The 22,834-nt window shown below is 66.4% G+C and carries 21 protein-coding genes; 11 read left to right on the top strand and 10 right to left on the bottom strand.

The window, feature by feature from the left end; genetic code table 11:
* The first annotated feature begins 6 nt into the window (after nucleotides 1–6).
* Nucleotides 7–969, top strand: a complete 963-nt coding sequence (gene purN, locus SLG_RS07395; RefSeq protein ID WP_014075827.1) for a phosphoribosylglycinamide formyltransferase — start codon at nucleotides 7–9, stop codon at nucleotides 967–969.
* 51 nt (nucleotides 970–1,020) lie between these two features.
* Here the strand turns inward: purN and SLG_RS07390 are convergent, their stop codons facing one another.
* The 3 genes from SLG_RS07390 to SLG_RS07380 form a co-directional block, all read right to left on the bottom strand.
* The gene (locus tag SLG_RS07390) at nucleotides 1,021–1,299 is read right to left on the bottom strand and encodes an NADH dehydrogenase ubiquinone Fe-S protein 4 (protein WP_014075826.1); all 279 of its coding nucleotides are present in this window, start codon (nucleotides 1,297–1,299) and stop codon (nucleotides 1,021–1,023) included.
* A gap of 89 nt (nucleotides 1,300–1,388) precedes the next feature.
* Entirely contained in the window at nucleotides 1,389–3,857 is a 2,469-nt protein-coding gene (gene hrpB / locus SLG_RS07385) for an ATP-dependent helicase HrpB (protein WP_041392869.1), read from the bottom strand.
* Nucleotides 3,858–3,923: 66 nt separating this feature from the next.
* On the bottom strand, nucleotides 3,924–4,937 hold the full coding sequence (locus tag SLG_RS07380) for a polyprenyl synthetase family protein (RefSeq protein WP_014075824.1): 1,014 nt from the start codon (nucleotides 4,935–4,937) through the stop codon (nucleotides 3,924–3,926).
* Between the two features lie 105 nt (nucleotides 4,938–5,042).
* Between SLG_RS07380 and SLG_RS07375 the strand changes: the two genes are divergently transcribed.
* Nucleotides 5,043–5,324 (top strand): chorismate mutase, encoded by a 282-nt coding sequence (locus SLG_RS07375; protein WP_014075823.1) that lies wholly within the window; start codon nucleotides 5,043–5,045, stop codon nucleotides 5,322–5,324.
* 120 nt (nucleotides 5,325–5,444) lie between these two features.
* Nucleotides 5,445–5,909, top strand: coding sequence for a hypothetical protein (locus SLG_RS07370; RefSeq protein WP_014075822.1), 465 nt, complete (start codon nucleotides 5,445–5,447; stop codon nucleotides 5,907–5,909).
* 59 nt (nucleotides 5,910–5,968) lie between these two features.
* On the opposite strand, the gene ndk is transcribed toward SLG_RS07370, so the two are convergent.
* The gene (gene ndk, locus SLG_RS07365; RefSeq protein WP_014075821.1) at nucleotides 5,969–6,391 is read right to left on the bottom strand and encodes a nucleoside-diphosphate kinase; all 423 of its coding nucleotides are present in this window, start codon (nucleotides 6,389–6,391) and stop codon (nucleotides 5,969–5,971) included.
* Nucleotides 6,392–6,852: 461 nt separating this feature from the next.
* On the opposite strand from ndk, the gene SLG_RS07360 reads away from it, so the two are divergent.
* Nucleotides 6,853–7,326 (top strand): hypothetical protein, encoded by a 474-nt coding sequence (locus SLG_RS07360; protein ID WP_051003713.1) that lies wholly within the window; start codon nucleotides 6,853–6,855, stop codon nucleotides 7,324–7,326.
* A 14-nt stretch (nucleotides 7,327–7,340) separates the two neighbouring features.
* Here the strand turns inward: SLG_RS07360 and SLG_RS07355 are convergent, their stop codons facing one another.
* Nucleotides 7,341–7,778, bottom strand: coding sequence for a DNA polymerase III subunit chi (locus tag SLG_RS07355; protein WP_014075819.1), 438 nt, complete (start codon nucleotides 7,776–7,778; stop codon nucleotides 7,341–7,343).
* A gap of 20 nt (nucleotides 7,779–7,798) precedes the next feature.
* Nucleotides 7,799–9,253 carry a leucyl aminopeptidase gene (locus SLG_RS07350; protein ID WP_014075818.1) on the bottom strand — a complete coding sequence of 485 codons (1,455 nt, stop codon included), beginning with the start codon at nucleotides 9,251–9,253 and terminating at the stop codon, nucleotides 7,799–7,801.
* Between the two features lie 264 nt (nucleotides 9,254–9,517).
* Between SLG_RS07350 and SLG_RS07345 the strand changes: the two genes are divergently transcribed.
* From SLG_RS07345 to rsmA, 4 genes are all read left to right on the top strand, one after another.
* Nucleotides 9,518–11,764: an LPS assembly protein LptD gene (locus SLG_RS07345; protein WP_041391805.1), complete on the top strand. Its 2,247-nt coding sequence runs from the start codon at nucleotides 9,518–9,520 to the stop codon at nucleotides 11,762–11,764.
* Between the two features lie 152 nt (nucleotides 11,765–11,916).
* Complete coding sequence (locus tag SLG_RS07340; protein WP_014075816.1) at nucleotides 11,917–13,260, top strand: peptidylprolyl isomerase; 1,344 nt, start codon at nucleotides 11,917–11,919, stop codon at nucleotides 13,258–13,260.
* A gap of 37 nt (nucleotides 13,261–13,297) precedes the next feature.
* Nucleotides 13,298–14,305, top strand: a complete 1,008-nt coding sequence (gene pdxA / locus SLG_RS07335) for a 4-hydroxythreonine-4-phosphate dehydrogenase PdxA (RefSeq protein ID WP_014075815.1) — start codon at nucleotides 13,298–13,300, stop codon at nucleotides 14,303–14,305.
* Nucleotides 14,302–15,132: a 16S rRNA (adenine(1518)-N(6)/adenine(1519)-N(6))-dimethyltransferase RsmA gene (gene rsmA / locus SLG_RS07330; RefSeq protein ID WP_014075814.1), complete on the top strand. Its 831-nt coding sequence runs from the start codon at nucleotides 14,302–14,304 to the stop codon at nucleotides 15,130–15,132. Before pdxA ends, rsmA begins: the two co-directional genes overlap by 4 nt.
* 21 nt (nucleotides 15,133–15,153) lie before the next feature.
* Here the strand turns inward: rsmA and SLG_RS07325 are convergent, their stop codons facing one another.
* Genes SLG_RS07325 through guaB form a run of 3 tightly spaced genes read right to left on the bottom strand, consistent with a single transcriptional unit; the run spans nucleotide 15,154 to nucleotide 18,419 of the window.
* Nucleotides 15,154–15,681: a tetratricopeptide repeat protein gene (locus tag SLG_RS07325; RefSeq protein WP_041391801.1), complete on the bottom strand. Its 528-nt coding sequence runs from the start codon at nucleotides 15,679–15,681 to the stop codon at nucleotides 15,154–15,156.
* Between the two features lie 50 nt (nucleotides 15,682–15,731).
* Nucleotides 15,732–16,916, bottom strand: a complete 1,185-nt coding sequence (locus SLG_RS07320) for an RsmB/NOP family class I SAM-dependent RNA methyltransferase (RefSeq protein WP_014075812.1) — start codon at nucleotides 16,914–16,916, stop codon at nucleotides 15,732–15,734.
* 45 nt (nucleotides 16,917–16,961) lie between these two features.
* Nucleotides 16,962–18,419, bottom strand: a complete 1,458-nt coding sequence (gene guaB / locus SLG_RS07315; RefSeq protein WP_014075811.1) for an IMP dehydrogenase — start codon at nucleotides 18,417–18,419, stop codon at nucleotides 16,962–16,964.
* Between the two features lie 169 nt (nucleotides 18,420–18,588).
* On the opposite strand from guaB, the gene SLG_RS07310 reads away from it, so the two are divergent.
* Nucleotides 18,589–20,247, top strand: a complete 1,659-nt coding sequence (locus SLG_RS07310; protein ID WP_041392865.1) for a M28 family metallopeptidase — start codon at nucleotides 18,589–18,591, stop codon at nucleotides 20,245–20,247.
* A 102-nt stretch (nucleotides 20,248–20,349) separates the two neighbouring features.
* Here SLG_RS07310 and SLG_RS07305 read toward each other — a convergent pair whose 3' ends face one another.
* Nucleotides 20,350–21,195, bottom strand: a complete 846-nt coding sequence (locus SLG_RS07305; protein WP_014075809.1) for an HpcH/HpaI aldolase/citrate lyase family protein — start codon at nucleotides 21,193–21,195, stop codon at nucleotides 20,350–20,352.
* A gap of 93 nt (nucleotides 21,196–21,288) precedes the next feature.
* Between SLG_RS07305 and SLG_RS07300 the strand changes: the two genes are divergently transcribed.
* Together SLG_RS07300 and SLG_RS07295 are read left to right on the top strand one after the other, a co-directional pair.
* Nucleotides 21,289–22,257 (top strand): SPFH domain-containing protein, encoded by a 969-nt coding sequence (locus SLG_RS07300; RefSeq protein ID WP_014075808.1) that lies wholly within the window; start codon nucleotides 21,289–21,291, stop codon nucleotides 22,255–22,257.
* On the top strand, nucleotides 22,254–22,745 hold the full coding sequence (locus SLG_RS07295; RefSeq protein ID WP_014075807.1) for an NfeD family protein: 492 nt from the start codon (nucleotides 22,254–22,256) through the stop codon (nucleotides 22,743–22,745). Before SLG_RS07300 ends, SLG_RS07295 begins: the two co-directional genes overlap by 4 nt.
* The last annotated feature ends 89 nt before the right edge of the window (nucleotides 22,746–22,834 follow it).

The following is a 22,834-nucleotide window of genomic DNA, read 5'->3' as shown; positions in this document are numbered from 1 at the left end:
CGTTCCATGGCCAAAGCTAAAGTCGCAGTGATGCTTTCCGGCACCGGAACGACGATGACGTCGCTGCTCTACGCCTCGCGCCTGCCCGGCTGCCCCTATGAGATCGTGCTTGTCGCCTCCAACAAGCCCGAGGCGCGCGGGCTCACCATCGCGGCGGCCGAAGGCGTGCCGACCTTCGCGCACAGCCACAAGGGCATGAGCCGCGAGGCGCACGAGGCGATCATGCAGGACGCGCTGCTCCGGTCCGGCGCGGATTATGTGGCGCTGTGCGGTTATATGCGAATCCTCACGCCTGGCTTCGTGGCGCAATGGGCGGGACGGATGCTGAACACCCATCCTTCCCTGCTGCCCAATTACCGGGGCCTCGACACGCATCAGCGCGCGATCGACGCAGGCGACAGCCATGGCGGCTGCACAGTCCATCTGGTCACGTCCGAACTGGATGACGGCCCGGTGCTGGGACAGATTCCGGTCTCGATCCTGCCCGGCGACACGGCCGACTCGCTGGCACAGCGCGTGCTCTATGCGGAGTATCAGCTCTATCCACGCATGCTCGCCGACTATGTGAGCCGCGAGATGGACGCGGACTGGATCGTCGCTCGCGTGGGAGAGCTGGCGCTTGCCCTCCCCGAGACGGACGCGCGTACATCGCATGGCGCGCCGGGCTGGCGCGTGGGTGGCGAGAAATCCGGCAAGTTCTTCGCTTATGTTTCCGTCAATCATCATGGCGAGGACGCCATCGCGCTGCTGGTGAAGACATCGGGGCCGGACGAGATGAACGCGCTCATCGATGCGGAGCCGGATCTCTATTATCGCCCCGCTTATTATGGCGCGAGCGGCTGGGTCGCGCTCCGGCTCGACAGGCCCGGCGTGGACTGGGACCATGTCGGGGACTGGCTGGCAAAGAGCTGGCGGGCGGTCGCGCCCAGAAGGCTCACAAGGATGATGGATATTGCCGACGCCTTTTAGGCGAATTGGCGGCGCGGCTTATCGGAAACCGGTGCGCGAGGCGACGCGACCTTAGCGGAAATTGTCAGCGTAAGCCTGAATTTTCAAGGTTTTGGGCGGCGTCCTGACCACATGACATGCAATGCCGTAACGCTCGGCATAAGCGCGCGCGGCAGCTTCGCTCGGGAAAGTCAGCTTCACCTGCTCGCGCGTGTCGCCCGAACCGGCCCAGCCCATCATCGGATCGGGCTTCTTGGCTTCGAGAGCCTCGAACTCCAGCACCCATGTGCCGGTGCGTGCCTTGCCCGACTGCATCGCATTCTTGGGAATCTGGTAGATACGCGCGGCCATGGGGACTCCCTTGCTTGTCGGCTCGTCCGTCGCGCAAAACCGCAGGGCGTGTCAAGATCGCGTGCCGGGGAGAATCGCCGTGCAGTAGCTCAGCCCCGCGCGTCCGCCCTCTTGGTGCGCAGAGTCGCACTCGCGGCGGCAGGATCGTCCGGCCAGGGATGCTTGGGATAACGGCCCCGCATTTCGCGCGCCACAGCAGCCCAGCTTCCTTTCCAGAAGCCCGGCAAATCCCGCGTGGTCTGGATCGGTCGCCCCGCCGGCGACGTGAGCGACAGGACCAGCGGGATTCGCGCCGCCCCCACCACAGGATGCTCCGACAAGCCGAACAGCGCCTGCACACGCACCTCGACGGTGGGACCGGCCGGCGCGTCATAATCGATGGCGTGATGGCTCCCGGCCGGGCTGGTGAAGTCCGCCGGCGCAAGCGCCTCGATGCGCTGCGTGGCATCCCAACCCAGGCGCTGGACCAGCAGATTGCGCAGCGCGCCTGAGTCGATGGCGCCAAGGCGGCGGGCATCGGCCGGAAGCAGCATGTCCAGCCATGCCTCCGCATCGGCGAGCAGGGCCTCGCTGGAGATGGGCGCGCCTTCCCCGGCAAAATCGGCACGCATGCGCAGGGACATAGCGGCCTTGTCCCATGGCAGAAGCTCCAGTCCGCCTTCCCGTAGCGCGGCCGCCAGCGCGGCGATCACCGCCGCGCGTTCGGGCGAATCATCCGGGCCGGCGGAGAGGCGGATGGCGCCCAGCCAGCGCTCCCGGGAAGCCTCGACGCCGCCAAGGTCGCGTCGCCAGCGCACGGTCCGCTTTTCCTCGATCCGCTCGGCCGCCAGCGCGAGCACGTCCGCCTCCTCCATCGCCACGGCCGACAGGATGCGCGCCCCCGCCGCGCTTCCCTGAATCTCACCGACGGCAAGCCAGTCCGCGCGAGCCAGCGGATCGGCCGGATCGAGCCGGAAGCCGCGCCCGCCCACGCTGATCCAGTCCTGCCCGTCAGCAGCACGCCTGCGCGCGATCCTGTCCGGAAATGCACGCGCGAGGCAGTGGGCCAGCGCGGCATCCTCGTCATGGCGCGCGCCCTCGCCTGCGGGCGCGCTCTTGCCGACAAGGCCAAGCCAGCGCGCCGCCAGCCTGCGCGCGCCGTCCGCGCGCGGCCCGCGCTCACGTGCCCAGGTCGCGCGACGGCGGGAAAGATCGACGGAGGGCCCACCCAAACCACGCTCGGTCAGCAGCACGGCGACATCGGCGGCGGCCGCCCCCTCTCCGGCTTGCGCGGATAGCAGCAGCATATGCGCGAGGCGTGGCTCCAGGGGCAGTTCGGCGATAGCGCGCCCATGAGCGCTCGCACGGCCCTCCTGATCGAGAGCGCCGATCGCGGTGAGACGGCGCCGCGCCTCGCTCACCGCTGCAGCGGGCGGCGCATCGAGCCAGCGCAGGGTCGCGGGGTCCGTCACGCCCCAGACCGCGCAATCCAGCACCAGGCCGGTCAGGTCGCTTTCCAGGATTTCCGGTGGATCGAAGGGCGGCATGCCAGAGGTGGCGGCCGCCTCCCACAGGCGATAGGCGACGCCCGGCCCCTGCCGCCCCGCCCGGCCCGCGCGCTGGATCACGGCTGCCTGGCTGGCGCGCTCCGTCACGAGACGCGTCACTCCGGCCGCAAGATCGTGGCGGGGCCTGCGCGCGAGGCCGCTGTCGACCACGATGCGCACGCCATCGATGGTCAGGCTGGTCTCGGCGATGCTCGTCGCGAGGATGACCTTGCGCGCGCCCGGGCCGGCGGGCCGAAGCGCCGCACGCTGCGCCGCCGGATCGAGCGAGCCATGCAGGGGATGCACGGCGACATGCGGCGGCAGGCCCGCGAGTCGCTCTGCCGTGCGCCCGATCTCGCCCACGCCCGGCAGGAAAGCGAGCACATCCCCCTCTTTCTCTTCCGCGAGTGCGCGCCGGATGGTGGCGGCCATGGCATCCTCGAGTCGCTGCGCGGCATCGCGTCCGACATGACGAAGATCGACCGGATAGGCCCGCCCCTCGCTCTCGATGACCGGAACGCCTCCCATCAGCGCGGCGAATCGAGCTCCATCCAGCGTAGCGGACATGGCGAGCAGGCGCAGATCCTCCCGCAGGCCTGCCTGTGCGTCGAGGGCGAGGGCAAGGCCGAAATCGCCCTCGAGGCTGCGCTCATGCACTTCATCGAACAGCACGGCCGCCACGCCCGACAGCTCGGGGTCCGCCTGAATGCGGCGACGAAAAATGCCCTCGGTGACGACCAGCAGCCGGGTGCGCGGTGAGGTGCGGCTCTCGAGTCGCGTGGCGTAGCCAATGGTTTCGCCCGGCTTCTCGCCGGCAAGCTCGGCCATGCGCTCGGCAGCGGCGCGTGCGGCAAGCCGGCGCGGCGAGAGCAGCCAGATCTGGCTACCCGCCGCCCACGGCTCGGCGAGCAGGGCCGGGGCGACCATCGTCGTCTTGCCAGCCCCGGGCGGCGCGACCAGCACCGCCCCCGTCCGCGCACGCAGAACCGCGAGCAGATCAGGCAGAACCGCATGGATGGGAAGCCGCTGCATCATGCCTCGTCCGTGACGCAGACGCGACTTTCTAACAAGCCCCCCGGCCTGTCCGGCATCTTGCGATTAGTAAGCGCGCGCGATTGCGAACTCGACGGCCTCGGTCAGGGCCGCCTTGGCCCGCGCATTGCCGAACATGCCGATCGCATCGATCGCCCGCTGGCCATAATGGCGGGCACGTGCCAGCGTATCGTCGATCGCCCCCGTTGCGGCGAGCAGAGACTGGGCATGGGCCAGATCGGCATTGTCCCCGTGCAGGCCCGACATGGTCTCTTTCCAGAACTTGCGATCCGCCTCGTTGCCGCGCGCATAAGCCAGGATGACCGGCAGAGTGATCTTGCCGTCGCGGAAATCGTCGCCGGTGTCCTTGCCCATGGTCTCGCCGTCCGAGACATAATCGATGGCATCATCGACGAGCTGGAAGGCAATGCCGAGATTGCGGCCATAGGCATCCAGCGCGAGTTCCTCCGCTTCGGGCCGCTCGGCCACCACGGCCGCGATACGGCAGGCGGCCGCGAACAGCGCGGCGGTCTTCGCGCCGATGATGTCCAGATACTGGTCCTCGTCCGTCTCAATCCGGCGCTGGGCGGTGAGCTGGTTCACTTCGCCCTCGGCAATGACGGCGGAGGCGTTGGCCAGAATCTTGAGGACCTTGAGCGAGCCGTCCTCGACCATCAGCTCGAAGGAGCGGCTGAAGAGGAAATCGCCGACCAGCACCGAGGCATTGTTGCCCCAGATCATGTTTGCCGTGCGCTTGCCCCGCCGCATCGCGCTGCCATCCACCACATCGTCGTGCAGCAGCGTGGCGGTGTGAATAAACTCGACCGCGGCGGCGAGCCTGTGATGGCGCGTGCCGGCATAATCGAGCAGCCGCGCGCAAGCGAGTGTCAGCATGGGGCGCATGCGCTTGCCGCCCCCCGCGATCAAATGGCCCGCAAGCTCCGGGATCAGCGGAATGCGCGACTGCATGCGCGCCAGGATCACGGCGTTGACGCTGTTCAGGTCTTCCGCGACCAGGCTCATCATCGGCTCGAGCGATGGCGCGCTGTTGCGCGACAGGCGGTGAATGGTGGCGCTCATGGCCGTGCTCTGGCGGCAGCACCCCGGTTTGGCAAGCAAATTGGCTTGCCTTGTGCCTGCGGAGAGGCGAGTGATGCCCGCCGCAAAAAAGGAGAAGGCAGCGGAATGGACGAAACGCTCAGGCGCTACCGGGAAAGCATCGACAATATCGACGCCGCGCTCGTCTTCATGCTGGCCGAACGGTTCAAGATCACGAAGGCCGTGGGCGAATACAAGGCGACGGCCGCCCTCCCCCCGGCGGATCCGCAACGCGAGAGCGAGCAGGTCGCGCGGCTGCGCCGGCTCGCGATGGACGCCAATCTGGACCCGGACTTCACCGAGAAGTTCCTGCGCTTCGTCATTGACGAAGTGATCCGCCATCATGAGCAGATGCGAGGCAACGACTAGCGCCGGACGTTTCTTCCTTCCCGGGCCAGCGCCGCGCGAGAAAGATGCGGCCGCCGGAAAGTGCCGAGGAGTCCGGCGGGCGATCACGCAAAAAAGGGAGAGGGAGAGGGAGAGCGAAGGATGGAAACCAGTCGGCGTGATCTCATGACTGCGGGTGCGCTTGTCGCCATGCTCGCTCCGCAGGGCGCCGAAGCGCAGACAATGCGCGCGCCACCCGGCCTGCTCGAAGTGCTGCATGTCTATGCCGATGCGGACGGTATTTCCCGTGCCCGGCGGGTGCGCGTGCATGGGAACAAGCCCATTCCCGTCGAAACCGTCCTTGCCGGCAGCATCGGCCCGGGCAGGACGCACTGGGGAACAGCCCCGAACAAGCGGTTCTCGATCAACATCACCGGCGACATCGAAGTAGAACTCACCGATGGAACCCGTCATCGCATCGGCAAGGGCGATCTGGTGTTCATTGAGGACCAGCGCGGCAAGGGGCATCGCAGCAACATGCTCACCCCTGTCGCCAATCTCTTCCTCATCGTCCCCGATGATTTCGACCTGCTTGCCTGGGCGGGCCAGCCGGCGACGGGCGCCTGATATGAAAAAGGGCCGCCGGATCGCTCCGGCAGCCCTTCTGTCGCATGGACGACTCGCGTTCAGCCGACGATTTCTTCCGGCTTGAAGAAGTAGGCGATCTCGATCGCGGCATTCTCCTCGCTGTCCGACCCGTGCACGCTGTTGGCCTCGATGGACTCGGCATAGGTCTTGCGGATGGTGCCTTCGTCGGCATTGGCCGGGTTGGTGGCGCCCATCACGTCGCGATTGCGCTTCACGGCGTCCTCGCCTTCGAGCACCTGCACGACGACGGGGCCGGAGATCATGAATTCGACCAGCTCGCCGAAGAAGGGGCGCTCCTTGTGCACCGCGTAGAAGCCCTCGGCCTGCTCGCGGGTCATGTGAATGCGCTTGGAAGCGACGACGCGCAGGCCTGCCTCCTCGAGCATCTTGGTGACGCCGCCGGTGAGGTTACGACGCGTGGCGTCGGGCTTGATGATCGAGAAGGTGCGAGTCACCGCCATGGGAATGCTCCGAAATCAGGCTGAATGGAAAGACGCGCGCCCTCTAGCGGCGAAGTGCTGCCGGATCAAGTGCACACCAGAAACCTTGTTACGATCGATTAATGCGGTCCATCTAAGCTGATGCCCGGGGACGGGAGCATAACATGCAAATGGAAAGCCAGCCCGGACAAGATGTTGTTCCCGGAGAGATCATGTATCGACTGATCCGCCAGACGGATGGATCGATCCAGTACAGGCCAGATGGCCCCGATATCCCGCCAGTCCCTGCCCTGCATTCCCGGTCCCCGGCGCCCGCGGGGACTGCTGTGATCCCCTGTGTCAAAGCTGGTCATTGCAGGGAGCCCATCATCTATCACCGGCCCGCCGCAACGATCTGCGAGGATTGCCCCGGCCCGGCACTGCAGACACGCGCGGAAAGGGCGGCGCCCCGCTCCGGCCCCGGAGCGCTCACCGCATTCGGCATGTACTGGAAACGGGACCAGATCCGCTGGAGCGGCCAGCCCAGGCTGTTCGGGCGGCAGAAGCGCGGGCCGGGCAAGGTGGACTTTGCAGAGCAGGTCGGCGTCTACCTGCTGCATGACCGCGATCGGATCATTTATGTCGGCCGGGCGACGGAGAAGCTCTGCGCCCGCCTCAAGGCCCATACGGGGGACCGGATGGCGGGACGCTGGGATCGTTTCTCCTGGTTCGGCATGCGGGCTGTGGGCAAGGATGGGCTGCTCCACACCCCGTCCTCCTCGTGGAACCACAATGTGATCATCGAAACGATGGAGGCATTGATGATCGAGAGCCTCGAGCCACCACTGAACCGCAAGCGTGGCGACAATCTCTCAGGGGCCGAATATCTTCAGGTCGCCGATCCGGAGATCGAGCATCTTCATCGCACGCAATTGCTGGCCGAACTGATCCACACGACCGGCTGGTCACCACCCTGAGAGCACGGCGTTGCTCAGGGTCCCTGCCGCCAGCGGCCGCCTTCCTGCTTCCAGAAACGAGGGACGACGCCGTCCGTCCGGCTCAGCGCGCGCCATGCCGCACGCGCACCGGCGATGGTCGCCTCGTCGAAGAAGTAGAAAGCCCGATCGAAGCCAAGGACCTCTTCCCGCCACCGACCATCCGCCAGCGCCGCATGACGGGCGCCGTTCAGCGGCTCGCAACCGGGCGAGAGCAGCACCGGCTGGACATGCGACGCCGGCGCGTCGGCATGATCGTTCGCGAGATAGGTCTCCGGCCCCGCGTTCCACAGGCCCCGGGAAATCCGGTCGAGCTGGTCCCGCTCGTCCGAGACCACCAGCAGCCGGCCACCGCTCTCCAGGATCCTGCGCGCGATCGCGGGCATGACGGTTTCGACCGGATCGCGGCTGAGCTGGTAGAAGTCGACCTGCACGCTTTTTCCCGTCCCCCGGATCAGTCCGCCTGATAATGATCGCGAATGAGCTGATCGAGCAGGCGCACGCCATAGCCGGTCGCGCCCTTGTCCCAGGTGGCGCCGGGCTTGTCCGCCCAGACCATGCCCGCGATGTCGAGATGCGCCCACTTCACGCCATCCTGCACGAAGCGCTTGATGAACTGCGCTGCCGTGATGGAGCCGGCATAGCGCGGCCCGATATTCTTGATGTCGGCGATGGGGCTGTCCAGCAGCTTGTCATAGGCTTCGGACAGCGGGAAGCGCCACAGCTTGTCGCCGCTTTGGACACCTGCGGAGAGAAGCTGATTGGCAAGACCATCGTCATTGCTGAACAGACCAGCATGCTCGTGGCCCAGCGCGATGATCATCGCGCCGGTCAGCGTGGCAAGATCGAGCAGAACCTCGGGCTTGTAGGTCTGCTGCGCCCACCAGATGGCATCGCACAGCACCAGCCGTCCTTCGGCATCCGTGTTCAGCACTTCCACCGTCTGGCCCGACATGGTGGTGACGATATCGCCCGGCCGCTGCGCATTGCCGTCCGGCATGTTCTCGACGAGGCCGCAGATGCCGACGACATGGGCATTGGCCTTGCGCAGCGCGAGGGCTTTCATGGTGCCCGCCACGGCCCCGGCCCCACCCATGTCCCACTTCATGTCTTCCATGCCGGGGCCGGGCTTAAGCGAAATGCCGCCGGTATCGAAGGTGACGCCCTTGCCGACCAGCAGCAGCGGTTTTTCCTGAATGCCGCCGGTCCCGTCCCAGCGCATGGCCAGAAGGCGCGGCTTGCGGACCGAGCCCTGCGCCACGCCGAGCAGCGCGCCCATGCCGAGCCGCTCCATGTCGTCCTCGGTCAGCACGCTGATCTCGACGCCCAGATCGGCCAGCGGCGCGCAACGCTCCACGAAGCTCTCGGGATAAAGGATATTGGCCGGCTCGGATATCAACTCGCGCGTGAACGCCACACCGCCTGCCAGGGCCTCGCGATCCGCCCACAGCGCGGCCAGCTCAGCCGCCTCGCTGACCAGCGTCAGCGTCTCGAGGGTCGGCTTCGCCTTCTCGCTGAGCCGCGTGCGATAGGTATCGATCCGCCATGCCCGCAACAGCGCCCCGAAGCCGAGATGGGCAAGCGATGCCGCCTCGATTGCCGTGCCGTCCACCGCTGCGTGAGTCAGGCCGGAAGTCAGCAGCCGCGCGGACACAGCGGCGCCCGCCTTCTCGAAATCGGCGGCACTGCCTTCGCCCGTCCCGACCAGCAGGATGCGCATGGTCTTCCCCGCCTCGCTGGCGAACAGCTCGACAAGCCCCCCGGCTTCACCCGCGAAGCGCAGGCTGGCGGCGGCATCGGCCGCCAGGGCCCGCGCCTCGATGGCCGGAGCGATGTCCGCTCCCTTGGCGATCGGGAAGATGAGACATCCCGCATCCTCGGGACGAGAAGCACTGATGGCGATCTTCATGAATTAAGCTCCTGGAACCGAAATGACCGCGCCAGCCGGCGCATGATTGGCTGCCGAATAGCGCCTTGCCGCCCGCCGCGCCACGGCAAACGGCGCGATTGACGCGATTTCGCGCTTGGCTAGGAGATTGCGATCGGGGCGCGGCAATGCAATAGGCGGCGCAGGCGCCAAGCAAAGCTTCCGCCCGCAACCAGTATGGAGACGACAGGTTTGGCGACGAGGCTGCGCCGCGCGCAACAGAGGCAAGCTCTCCAGCGGCCGACGATGGTCGCCGCCACGGCAATCGCATTGCTGCTGGCGGGGACAGGCGCGAATCGCGCCGGCGCCCAAACGACAGGCGAGGGCCCGATCCTTCAGGATCCCCCGGTCGCTGCTCGCGACCTGGCGCCGCCGGACCAGCCGATCTCGGCCGAGGAAATCGCCTTCGAGGCCGCCCGCATCGATTATGATCAGGATTCGGATGTCGTCACCGCGTCGGGCAATGTCCAGGTGTCGCGGGAAGGGGCACGCCTCTTTGCCGATGAAGTGAGCTGGGACCGCAAGGCGGGAACGGTCATCGCGCGCGGCGATGTCGCCCTCGTGAACGAGAAAGGCGACAGGGCTTATGCGGACGAGATGGACGTCACCGAGAGCCTGCGGGACGGCGTCATCCAGAATCTGCTGATCGTCACCAACAATGCCAATCGCCTCGCCGCCGAGAAAGGCACGCGCGAAGGCGATATCTATGTGCTGGAGCGTGCCGCCTACACGCCTTGCCGGGTCGAAACCGATGCCGGCTGCCCCAAGGAGCCGACCTGGCAGATCCAGGCCGATCGGGTGGTGCTGGACAATGCGCGCGAGCGGGTGCGCTACGACAATGCGCGGGTCAAGCTGCTCGGGATGCCACTCATTCCCCTGCCCGGCCTGCGCCACAGCATCGGCGAGGAAGGCGGCGATGGCCTGCTGGTGCCGGATGTGGGCTATGACCGTCGCAACGGCTTCGAGTTCGCGGTGCCCTATTACTGGCGCCTCTCCAGCAATCGCGACCTGACGCTGACGCCGCACGTCTTCAGCGCCGAATTGCCGATGATCGAGGGCAATTATCGAGCCTTACTCTCCAATGGCGCTTACCAGGTCACCGGCTTTGCGACCGTCAGCGCCGTGACCCCGGTGGCGGATCCGACTATCACGACCACCAAGGACAAGCTGCGCGGTTATCTGGCCGCGAGCGGGAAATTCCAGTTCGATCCCTTGTGGTCGCTGTCCGGCTCGCTCCGCTACGTTTCCGATCGCACCTTCCTCAACCGCTACGACATTTCCCGCGAAGACAGGCTGCGTTCGACCGTCAATCTCGAGCGCATCGATACGCGCAGCTACCTGTCCATCGCAGGCTGGGCTTTCCAGTCGTTGCGGCCGGGCGTCTCGGCGGGGCAGCTGCCCATCGCCATCCCCGCAATCGACTATCGCCTGCGCACGACCGATCCCCTGTTCGGCGGGCGCGTGCAGTTTCAGGCGAACAGCCTATCGATCCTGCGCACCGATGGGCAGGATACCCAGCGTGCTTTCGCGGGTGTCACCTGGTCCCAGAGCCGGCTGACCGGGATGGGCCAGGAAGTGAGCATCACCGGCTATGCCCGGGGCGATGTCTATCACAGCGCGCAGAATGATCTCAGCCCGACGGTCATCTACCGCGGCGAGCCCGGTTGGCAGACGCGCGGGATCGCAGCGCTCGCGCTCGACATGCGCTGGCCGTTCATCGGCAAGGCGCTGGGCGGCAGCCAGCGGATCACGCCGCGCATCCAGCTGGTGCTCGCGCCGCGCATTTCCAATCTCGATGTGCCCAATGAGGATGCTCGGGCGATCGATCTGGAGGATTCCAACCTCTTCGCGCTGAATCGCTTTCCGGGTTATGACCGCTTCGAGGATTCGAGCCGGATCACTTACGGGTTCGATTATCGGCTCGATCGGCCGAATTTCACCTTCGACGCGACGGTGGGTCAGAGCTACCGGCTCACCGAACGCGCCACCGTGTTGCCGGACGGCACGGGCCTTTCCGATCGTATGTCGGACATCGTGGGGCGGGCGCAACTGCGCTACAAGGATTTCCTGGCGGTCACGCACCGCTTCCGCGTCGACAAGGATAATCTTGCCGTCCGCCGCAACGAGATCGAGGCCACGGTCGGCTCGCGCAAGACCTATATCGAAGTGGGCTATCTCCGGCTGGATCGCAACGTGACGTCCGGCGTGGAGGACCTGCGCGATGTCGAGGAAGTCCGCGTTGCGGCGCGTGTGGCGATCGCCCGCTACTGGTCCGTTTTCGGCTCGACCAATATCGACCTCACCGGCGCGAATGATGATCCGACCAGCACGCTCTCCGGCTTCGAGCCCGTGCGCCACCGTCTCGGCATTGCCTATGAGGACGATTGCCTGGAAATGGGCTTCACATGGCGCCGCGACTATCAGACGGTCGGCGACGCGCGGCTCGGCAATTCCTTTCAGCTGCGGCTGGTATTTAAGAATCTGGGTATGTAAAGAACAGCCTTCACCGGGGATCTGGCTGCGACGGTCACAGTCATCGCTCAGCCCCGGTTCAGCCGCATCGCGGCATCAGCCGGAGCAAGCGGGCCAGTTTTCGGGCCATCGCCTGCTTCTGAATGGAGAGCATTTTGATCAAGGTTAAGAGGATGCCTTCCGGTATCGCCAGAGCGGTGATTGCGAGCGTTGCGACATGCCTGATCGTCCAGGCGGCGCCGTCGCAGACGGTCGGCGGCGACGACCTGAACGCGCCGTCCACGGCGCTCGACATTCCCGCCGATGTGACGATGTTCGGCAAGCGCGATCCCAATGTGCGCAAGGCGACGGCGCTGGTGAACGGCGAAGTCATCACCGAGACGGATATCGAACAGCGCCTTGCGCTCGTCGTGCTTGCCAATGGCGGCAAGGTGAGCGCGGAGGAAACCGACCGCCTGCGCCTGCAGGTGCTGCGCAACCTCATCGACGAGACCCTCCAGATCCAGGAAGCAGCGGCAAAGGACATTCGTGTCCCCAAGGCCGAGCTGGACGAGAATTTCGCGCGGGTCGCGGCCAATTTCCGCTATTCGCCCGAAGGGTTCGCCAAATATCTCGGCGAGCATGGCTCGTCGGAGCGGAGCATCAAGCGCCAGATCGAGGGCGAAGTCGCCTGGAACCGCCTGTTGCGTCGGGAAGTCCAGCCCTTCGTGAACGTCTCGGAGGACGAGGTCACCGCCATCGTGGACCGGCTGAAAGCGTCCAAGGGCAAGGATGAATTCCACGTCGGGGAAATCTACCTTTCCGCGACGCCCGAAACGACGCAGCAAGTGCAGGCGAACGGCGAGCAGATCATGGAGCAGATCCGCAAGGGCGGGTCCTTCCAGGCCTATGCCCGCCAGTATTCCGAGGCATCGACCGCGGCCGTCGGTGGCGATCTGGGGTGGGTGCGTCCCGCCCAGTTGCCCGACGCGCTGGCGAGCGCCGTGCAGCAGCTCGAGGTCGGGCAGGTCGTGGGCCCCATCCCTATCCCGGGCGGCTTCTCGATCCTCTACCTCGTCGACAAGCGCCAGGTGCTGACGGCCGATCCGCGCGACGCTGTGCTCAGCCTGAAGCAGCTCGCCATCGACTTCCCAGCGGGGACGACACCAGCGCAGGCCCAGCAGAAAGCCAATGCCTTCGGCGACGCCCTGAGCAAGCTGCAGGGATGCGGCGCGGTGTCCGAGCTCGCCCAGGGGCTGGGCGCGACCGTGGTCGAGAATGACATCGTCGCGCGCAACCTGCCGCCGCAGCTCCAGTCCGTCCTGCTCGCCATGCAGGTCGGGGAAGCCACGCCGCCCTTCGGCTCGGCGACCGAGGGCGTGCGCGCGCTCATCCTGTGTGGCCGCGACGATCCGGAAGACGCGGGATCACCTTCGTTCGATCAGATCATGTCCCAGATGGAAGAAGATCGGGTCAACAAGAGAGCCCGCACCTATCTGCGCGACCTGCGTCGCGATGCGGTGATCGACTATAACTGAGCTGATCCAGACCTGGCCCCCGGGGGCTGTCCCATCGATGCGTCCTGTTGCCATTTCACTTGGAGACCCGGCGGGGATTGGTCCCGAGGTCATTGCCAAATCCTGGGAGGCCCGGGAGGCTGAAGATCTGCCCTGCTTCTTCGTCGTGGGAGATGCCGCGGCGGTCCGTGCCGTCTGGGACGGGCCGGTTCAGCAGATCCACGATCCGGCGGATGCCGAGAAGGTGTTCAGCGAGGCCCTGCCGTGCCTGCAGGTGGCCGATGCCGGCGAGATCGTGCCGGGGTCTCCCACTCTGGACGGCGCCCGCTGCGCATTCCAGTCGCTGGAGGCCGCCACCGGCCTTGCCCGTTCGGAAAGCGCCAGTGCGCTCGTCACCGCGCCGGTCTCCAAGGCCCAGCTCGCACAGGTCGGTTTCACCCATCCGGGACAGACGGAATTCGTCGCCGAGCGCTGCGGCGTGGGACGCGAGAATATCGTGATGATGCTGGCGGGGCCCACGCTCCGCGTCGTGCCGATCACGATCCATATGCCCTATGCGGCAGTCCCCCAGGCCCTGACCTCCTCCCTGATCCGCAGCCGTGCTCTGGCGACGGTTCGCGGCCTGCGGCGCCTGTTCGGCATCGAGAAGCCGCGACTCGCCATGGCGGGCCTCAATCCTCATGCCGGAGAGGGCGGATTGCTGGGCGATGAGGAGCGGACCATCATCGAACCGGCGCTGGCGCAGCTTCGCAGCGAGGGCGTGGACATCACCGGGCCGCACGCCGCGGACGCCATGTTCAGCGCGCGCGCCCGCCGCGAATATGATGCCGCGCTCTGCTGCTATCACGATCAGGCCCTGATCCCCATCAAGGCGCTCCATTTCGACGACGGCGTGAACATGACGCTCGGCCTGCCCATCGTGAGAACCTCACCCGATCACGGCACTGCCTTCGCGCTCGCGGGATCCGGCCAGGCCCATCCAGGCGCCATGATCGCGGCCATCCGCATGGCGCGGGATGCCGAGCTCTTCCGTCGGGCATGGAACGAGACCGGCCAGCCTGCATGACGCCCGTCCTGCCACCTCTGCGCGAGGTGATCGCCAGTCACGGCCTGCGGGCCAGCAAGGCACTGGGCCAGAATTTCCTGCTCGATGAGCAATTGCTCGATCGGATTGCCGCCGTCCCCGGTTCGCTTGCCGGCGAAAGGGTGTTCGAGGTCGGCCCGGGACCGGGCGGCCTCACGCGCGCCCTCCTGCGCGCGGGGGCGCAGGTAACCGCGGTGGAACGCGATGCGCGCTGCCTGCCCGCCCTTGAAGAACTGGCCGCGGCCTTCCCCGGAAAGCTCAGGGTGATCGAAGGCGATGCGCTCAGGGTCGATCCACTCGAAGCGTGCGGCGGGCCCGCCCATATCGTGGCGAACCTCCCTTACAATGTCGGCACGGCTTTGCTTGTCGGCTGGCTCGAAAGCGCGGTGTGGCCACCCTGGTGGAAATCGGCCACCCTGATGTTCCAGGCGGAGGTTGCCGAGCGCATCGTCGCCGGTCCGGGGCAGGACGCTTATGGGAGGCTCGCCGTGCTCGCCCAATGGCGCTGCGCCGTGCGGCTGGCGATGAAGGTCCATCGCTCGGCTTTCACGCCTCCGCCCAAAGTGATGTCCGCCGTCGTGCATGTCGTTCCGGGGACGGCGCCGGAAGGCGTCGACGTGCGCACTCTCGGCCGCCTGACGGCGGCGGCTTTCGGGCAGCGACGCAAGATGCTGCGCCAGAGCATCAAGGGCATTCCCGGTGCGCTGGAGACGCTGGACGCGCTCGGCATCGATGCGAGCCGGCGTGCCGAAACCCTGCGTGTCGAGGATTATGTAGCGATTGCCCGGCGGCTTGGCAGCGCCGATTGAAGCGGAGGGGGCAAGAGCCCCTTATTGCTGCTCGACGATCTTGGGCGGCGCGACTGCCTTGGTCTCGGCCGCCGCCACCTTCGGTGCCCCGGACGCGATGGCCGCAGCCAGCGGCTCGGCGCTCGCGCAATTCGCCTTGCAGATCGTCCGCAGCTTCGCGAGCGTTTCGCGCGCGCTCTCGGTGGCGCCCTTGTCCATCATCGCCAGCCCTTCACCCTGCAGCGCGGTCTGGTTGGAAGGATCCATGTCGAGCACACGGTTGAAATAGCGGATGGCCTTGCCGGGCATCTTCTGCGCCCGCGCGATCTTGCCCAGGGCGAGGTAGATGTCCGGATCCTGCGGTGCTAGCAGAAGCGCCGTCTCATAGGCATCGCGCGCCTGGTCATACTGGCCGCTCGTCAACGCCTGCTGTCCTTGGGCAACCCATTGCGCCGCCTTGGGATTCGAAGCAGCGACAGCGGATGGCCGCAATGATTGCTGACCGATACCGCTGCTCGCTGACAGCGCAAGGGCACTCGCCAGCAGGATGGAGGCGGGCGTGAACCGCATGACTGTCTCCCAGAACGAACTGCGTACAACTGACGCCATAAACCCTGACGCTAGCATGGTTTCTCGAGGACGGCGAAGAAAAAGCCGTCTGTCCCGTCATGATGGGGAGTCAGCAAGGTGCCGTCGCCCCAGGGCCGGCCTCGACCGTTCCATGGCACCGGACGCCATAGCGGATCAAAGCTGACAAAATCCTGAATTATCTCGCGCCCTTCGCGTTCCAGCAGCGAACAGACGGCATAGACGAGCCGTCCTCCGGGCCGGACCAGCGGCGCCGCCACCCGCAGCAGTCTCGCTTGCAACGCATTGATCCTGGCCACTCTCTCGGGCGTCAGTCGCCAGCGCGCTTCCGGATTGCGCCGCCAGGTGCCCGCGCCACTGCACGGCGCATCGATGAGGACGACATCGCATCTCCCTTCCAGAGACGCGAGCGCGGCTTCCTCGCGGCCCGGATCGAGCAGCAGCGTCTCGATCATGTTCGCGGCGCCAGCCCGCGCGGCCCGTGGCGCGAGACGCGCCAGACGGTCGCGCACGCTGTCCGCCGCGATCAGCCGCCCCTCGCCGCCCATGTCCGCCGCCAGCGCCAGCGTCTTTCCTCCCGCGCCCGCGCACAGGTCGAGCACGGTCATGCCTGCTTTCGCGCCGCATGCGCTCGCGATGATCTGGCTGCCGGCATCCTGGACCTCGACCCACCCCTGCGCCATGGCGGGATCGCGCTCCACGTCCTTGCCGGCTGGCAACTCGATGCCATGTGTCGTGCCCGGGATGGGAACCGCTTCCGGCCAGTGGCGCAACAGCTCTTCCGCAGTCGACTTGAGACTGTTGACCCGCAAGTGCAGCGGCGCGCGATCCAGCAGGGCCTCTTGCTCTGCGGCATCAACCAGCGGCGAAAGCTCGGGCAGTACCCAGCCGGGCAGGCGCGAAGGACTTGCCGCAAGTTCGGCCGCCCCGATCGGTGCCGGGCCATGCATCGATCCGTCGAACCATGCTGCCACGTCGGGATCCTGCCGCGCGACCGCAAGCAATGCTGCTCGCCCGTTCTCCGGACGGTCGCCACAGGCCCGGACCGCCCGATAGACCAGGTCCCGAACGGCGCGCCGATCCTTCGCACCGGCATAGCGCCGCTCCCGGAAATAGCGCGCCACGAGCGTATCCGCGGCAGCACCATCGTCACGGGCAGCGGCGATCACGAGATCGAGCAGCTCGATCGCGGCCTGTGCGCGTGCAGCGGGCGTCACTGGCCCATCCCCGTGGTCCCAGTGCTGTTCAAGCCGCGAGCGGGATCAACGGGTCGGGTAATTCGGTGCCTCACGCGTGATCGTGACATCATGGACATGGCTCTCCGAGAGCCCCGCATTGGTGATCCGCACGAAGCGCGCGCGCTTCTGCAGATCGGTGATGGTCTGGCTGCCGGTATAGCCCATGGCCGCCTTCACGCCGCCCACGAGCTGATGGATCACGTCCCGGGCAGGTCCCTTGTAAGGCACTTGTCCTTCAATGCCTTCCGGAACCAGCTTCATCTGGTCCTTGATGTCCTGCTGGAAATAGCGGTCCGCGGAGCCGCGCGCCATGGCGCCGACCGAACCCATGCCGCGATAGCTCTTGTAGGCCCGTCCCTGATACAGGAAGGTCTCGCCCGGCGCTTCCTCGGTGCCGGCCAGCAGCGAGCCGATCATCACGGCAGACCCGCCGGCAGCCAGGGCCTTGGCCACGTCGCCCGATGTGCGCAGGCCGCCATCGGCGATCACGGGAATGCCGCTCTTCGCCGCTTCTTCGGCCGAATCCATGATCGCGGTGAGTTGCGGCACGCCCACGCCCGCGATGACGCGCGTGGTGCAGATCGAGCCCGGACCGATGCCGACCTTGATGCCATCCGCGCCCGCATCGATCAGCGCGCGTGTCGCCTCGGCGGTGGCCACGTTGCCGGCGATCAGCTGCACCCTGTTGGAGAGCTTCCGGATGCGCTCGACCGAAGCCGCGACACTGCGGCTGTGGCCATGAGCCGTATCGACCACGATGAGGTCGCATTCGGCGTCGATCAGCGCCTCTGTGCGCTCCAGCCCCTTGTCGCCGACCGTGGTCGCGGCAGCGACGCGAAGGCGGCCGGACGCATCCTTGGTCGCCTGCGGATAGGTGACTGCTTTCTCGATGTCCTTGACCGTGATGAGCCCGACGCAGCGGAAATCGTCATCCACGACCAGCAGCTTCTCGATGCGACGCTGGTGCAGCAGGCGACGCGCTTCCTCCTGCGCCACGCCGATGCGGACAGTCGCCAGATTCTCGTGCGTCATCAGCTCGCGCACCGGCTGCGAGGGATTCTCCGCGAAGCGCACGTCGCGATTGGTGAGAATGCCGACGAGCTTGCCCGAGGCTTCGACGATCGGGATGCCGCTGATCCGGTGCCGCGTCATCAGCGCCTGCGCGTCCGACAGGGGCTGGTCCGGTCCCATGGTGATCGGGTTGACGACCATGCCGCTCTCGAAGCGCTTCACCGCGCGGACGGCGGCGCATTGTTCCTCGATGGAGAGATTGCGATGCAGCACGCCGATGCCGCCGAGCTGCGCCATGACGATGGCCATGTCTTCTTCCGTCACCGTATCCATGGCGGACGAAAGGATTGGAATGTTCAGCGCAATGTCGCGGCTGATCCGGGTGGAGACATCAGCCTGGCTCGGCAGAACGTCGGACTCCCCCGGCTGGAGAAGCACGTCGTCGAAAGTGAGGCCGAGCCGAATGTCCATGAAAGCGCCACCTGGTCTTGAGGAACCCCGCTGGGGAATCAGTGGCGGCCCATGTAACCATTTACATGCGTTCCCGCTAGGGGCGGCGAAAAGCAGCACGCGACAGCGGCCCATGCCGGCCGATCCCGAGGTTGACATCGGGGCCGCTGTGGCGCGAAGGCTCGCTGCCATGTCAGCTTTGAAATGGATCGGAGCCTCGCTCCTGCTCGCCGTCGCCGCGCCCGCCCTGGCCCGGCCGGACATCGATGCCGCCCGGATCAACCAGACGGTGAGAACGCTCGCCTCGGACGAGTTTGAGGGCCGCGCGCCCGGCACCGTGGGCGAGCACAAGACCGTGGGCTATCTCATTGCCCGTTTCGAGGCGCTCGGGCTCGAGCCCGGCGGCCGGGACGGAAGCTGGACCCAGGCCGTGCCGTTGCTCCACACCCGGCTGGGCAAGCCCGAGACGCTGGAACTGACGGGCGGCAGCAACGCGCAGCCCCTGACCGCGGGCAAGGACATTCATCTCACGACGCTCCAGCCCCGCGACAGGGCCGTGATCGACAACGCCCCGCTGGTCTTCGTGGGCTATGGCGTCGATGCGCCGGAGCGGGGATGGGATGACTTCAAGGGCGTGGACCTCAAGGGCAAGGTCGCCGTCTTCCTCATCAACGATCCCGATTTCGTCGCCACGCCGGCCGAACCGGTCGCAGGCAAGTTCGGCGGCAGGACCATGACCTATTATGGTCGCTGGACCTACAAGTTCGAGGAAGCGGCCCGGCGCGGCGCGGTCGGTGCCCTGATCGTGCATGATGCGGAGGGTGTCGGCTATGGCTGGAACGTCGTGGTCAGCAGCGGCGGCGAGAATTACGGCCTTGTCCTGCCCCCTGAAAAGCAGACCAGCCTCGCGCTGCAGGGATGGCTCTCGGGCGAGGCGTCGCAGGCGCTCTTCCAGCGCGCAGGCCTTGATCTCGACAAGCTGCGCAAGGCAGCGCGGCGCGCCGATTTCCGGCCGGTTCCAATCGACGGCACTCGCCTGAACGCGGCCTATCCGGTCTCGCACGAGATCATCCAGAGCCGCAATGTGCTCGCCAGAATTCCCGGCACCACTCGCCCGGACGAGACGATCATCTATGGCGGCCACTGGGACGCCTATGGCGAGGGACCGCCCGATGCGCAGGGCCGCATCTATCGTGCCGGCGCGAATGACGATGCGCTGGGCCTTGCCGGCATGCTGGAGATTGCCCGCAACTTCAAGGCCGGTCCGTCACCCGAGCGCACCATCCTCTTCGCTGCATGGACGGCGGAAGAGCGCGGTCTGCTCGGGTCGGAAAGCTATGCCGCAAATCCGCTCTATCCCCACGAGAAGACGGTCGCGGTGCTGGACCTCGACATCCTGCAGACGGCGGGCAAGGCGCGGGACGTCATCCTCGTCGGCAAGGGCCAGTCCACGCTGGAGGATGATCTCGCCCGCTTCGCTGCCGCGCAGGGCCGCAGCATGACAGAGGAAAGCCTCCCCGAGCGCGGCCTCTTCTACCGCGCCGATCATTTCCCCTTCGCCAAGCGCGGCGTGCCCGTGATGCTCATCATGGGCATTGCCGGCGCGTCCGATCTGGTCGAGGGCGGCCGGGAAGCCGGCCAGAAGTGGGTCGATGACTATACCGGCCGCTGCTATCATCAGGCCTGCGATGCATGGTCGCCGGAGTGGGACCTCGCCGGCGCCATCGACGATATCAGCGTGATGTTCGACATCGGCCATGATCTGGCCCATTCCACTCGCTGGCCGGAGTGGAAAGCCGGCTCCGAATTCGCGCGGGTGCGGAAAGAGAGCCAGTCGCAGCGCAAATGAAGCCGTGGCGCGCAGGCCCGGTTCAACCGGCACGGCGCGCCACCCGATTTCCGCGATTTCGGCCGAACGCCGCGCGTTGCAGGCGTCACCGGTGCCGGCGCATCAGCCGCGCAGGCGTTCTGCCCGCTCGAGGATCGCTTTTGCTTCCGCCACGTGCATGGATTCGATCATGCGGCCGTCATAGCGCTGGGCACCGCCGGTAAAGGCTTCGATGATCGCTTTCGCCTGCTCCACGGCTGGGCCGCTGGGCGAGAAGCTGCCATTCGCGATGGCGATATGGCTTGGATGGATGATCGACTTCCCGTCGAAGCCGATGTACCGCCCCTCCTCGCATTCCTGAGCCAGCCCTTCGGGGTCTTCCAGATTGTTGTAGACACCGTCGAAGGCCGCGACGCCAGCCGCGCGGGCTGCCAGCACGATCGACTGGAGAGCGAGCGAAATGGCGCTGCGCGGCGCATCGGGCGGTACGCCCAGCCCCCGCCGCATGTCATTGGTGCCGGCAAGCAACGCCACGACACCGGGCTCCCGCGCGATCCGCTGCGCATTGACGAGGCCCACCGGCGACTCGATCATCGCGATGATCTGCCGCTGCGTGACCAGATGAACGTCATGCGCCTGCCGCGCCTCGATGACCTTGGGCACGATCACATAAGGCGGCATCGCGGCGCGAACCGCCACCATGTCCAGCCCGTGGTCGCTCCGCCCCTCGGCATTGATGCGGATCGCGCATGGCCGCCCGTCGAAACCGGCCTTGACCGCATTGACCGCATTTTGCCGTGCCTGATCGCGGTCCTCGGGAAGGACCGAGTCCTCAAGATCCAGGATGATGAAATCGCAATCGAGCGAACGCGCCTTTTCGATGGCGCGCGGCCGGGAGGCAGGCACGAAAAGCAGCGTGCGAACGAGCCTCAACGGCATGGTGGCTGACGGATCCCTGGCGGCGTTCATCCTGATGCTTTCTCCCTCGTTCAATCCGATTCCGCTTCCCGCAGGAAGCGCGGCGCTACATAGTAGCGAGGCCAGGAGCAGGAGGCCATCGCCATGGACTTGATCACATTCACTCTCTTCATCGCCTTTCTGGTGATCTTCTATCTGGCCGCCAGCGTGAAGATCGTCCGGCAGGGCCATCGCTATACCATCGAGCGGTTCGGGAAGTTCACCGAGGTCGCTTCTCCCGGCTTCAATCTCTATCCTGCCTTCTTCTACCGGGTGGGCCGCCGCATCAACATGATGGAGCAGGTGATCGACGTTCCCTCGCAGGAGATCATCACGCGCGACAACGCGATGGTGTCGGTCGATGCCGTGGTCTTCTTCCAGGTGCTGGACGCAGCCAAGGCGGCTTATGAGGTAAGCAATCTCAGCGTCGCGCTGCTCCAGCTCTCGACCACCAACCTGCGCACCGTGATGGGCTCGATGGATCTGGACGAGACACTTTCCAAGCGCGACGAGATCAACGCCCGCCTGCTCAGCGTCGTCGATCACGCGACCAACGCCTGGGGCGTGAAGATCACGCGCGTCGAGATCAAGGACATCCGTCCGCCACAGGACATCGTGAACGCGATGGCGCGGCAGATGAAGGCGGAGCGCGAGAAGCGCGCAAACATCCTTGAAGCGGAGGGCCTCAAGAGCTCGGAAGTACTGCGCGCGGAAGGCGCGAAGCAATCCCGCATCCTCGAGGCCGAGGGCCGGCGCGAAGCAGCATTTCGCGATGCCGAAGCCCGCGAGCGCGAGGCTCAGGCGGAAGCGAAGGCGACCCAGATGGTGAGCGACGCCATCGCCGGCGGGAACGCACAGGCGATCAATTATTTCATCGCGCAGAAATATGTCGAGGCAGTGGAGAAGTTCGCCACGTCCAGCAATGCCAAGACCATCCTGTTTCCCGTCGAGGCGACGCAGCTCATCGGCACATTGGGCGGCATCGGCCAGCTTGCCCGGGAAGCGCTCGGGACCGATGAGCCCGCCAGGGCCGAGCGTCCGCCGGCGGGCGTGCCCCGGACGCGAACGCCATGATCGGCGGCCTCTTCGGGGATATCCATCCATCGATCTTCTGGGGCATATTGGCGATCATCCTCGCCGCGGCCGAGCTCCTCGCGCCCGGCGTGTTCCTGATCTGGGTGTCCCTTGCCGCCGCGCTGACCGCCGGGGCCGTGCTGCTTCTGCCGATCGGCGAGCCTTTCCAGTGGCTGGCCTTTGCCATCTTCAGCGCCCTGTCAATCAGCGGAGGCCGGCTCTGGTATCTTGCCCGTCCCGTCGAGCCGGAAGACCCGCTCCTCAATGACCGCACGGCGCGGCTGATCGGGCGGACGGTCGTGGTGACGCAGGCGATCAGCCATGGCGAAGGACGGGTACGGGTCGATGACGGCAGCTGGCCCGTCTCCGGGCCGGACGCATCCACGGGAAGCTATGTGCGGATTACTGGCGTCTCGGGATCGATCCTGACCGTCGAGCCGGTGCCGGAGATGCCGGGGATCGCCTCTCTTCCCCCGGGACAGACCTGAGCCGCCTCAAGGTCAGGCAAAAACTTTCGCGCTGGCACCCCTTCCCCGCCCCCGCAGGGAAGAGTGGGAAGCTGGGTTCTCCAGGACCG

Origin of the sequence: Sphingobium sp. SYK-6 (assembly GCF_000283515.1) — a bacterium.
Classification (GTDB): domain Bacteria; phylum Pseudomonadota; class Alphaproteobacteria; order Sphingomonadales; family Sphingomonadaceae; genus Sphingobium; species Sphingobium lignivorans.
Note: the sequence above shows the minus strand (reverse complement) of the source record. Positions and strands in the feature narration are given on the sequence as shown.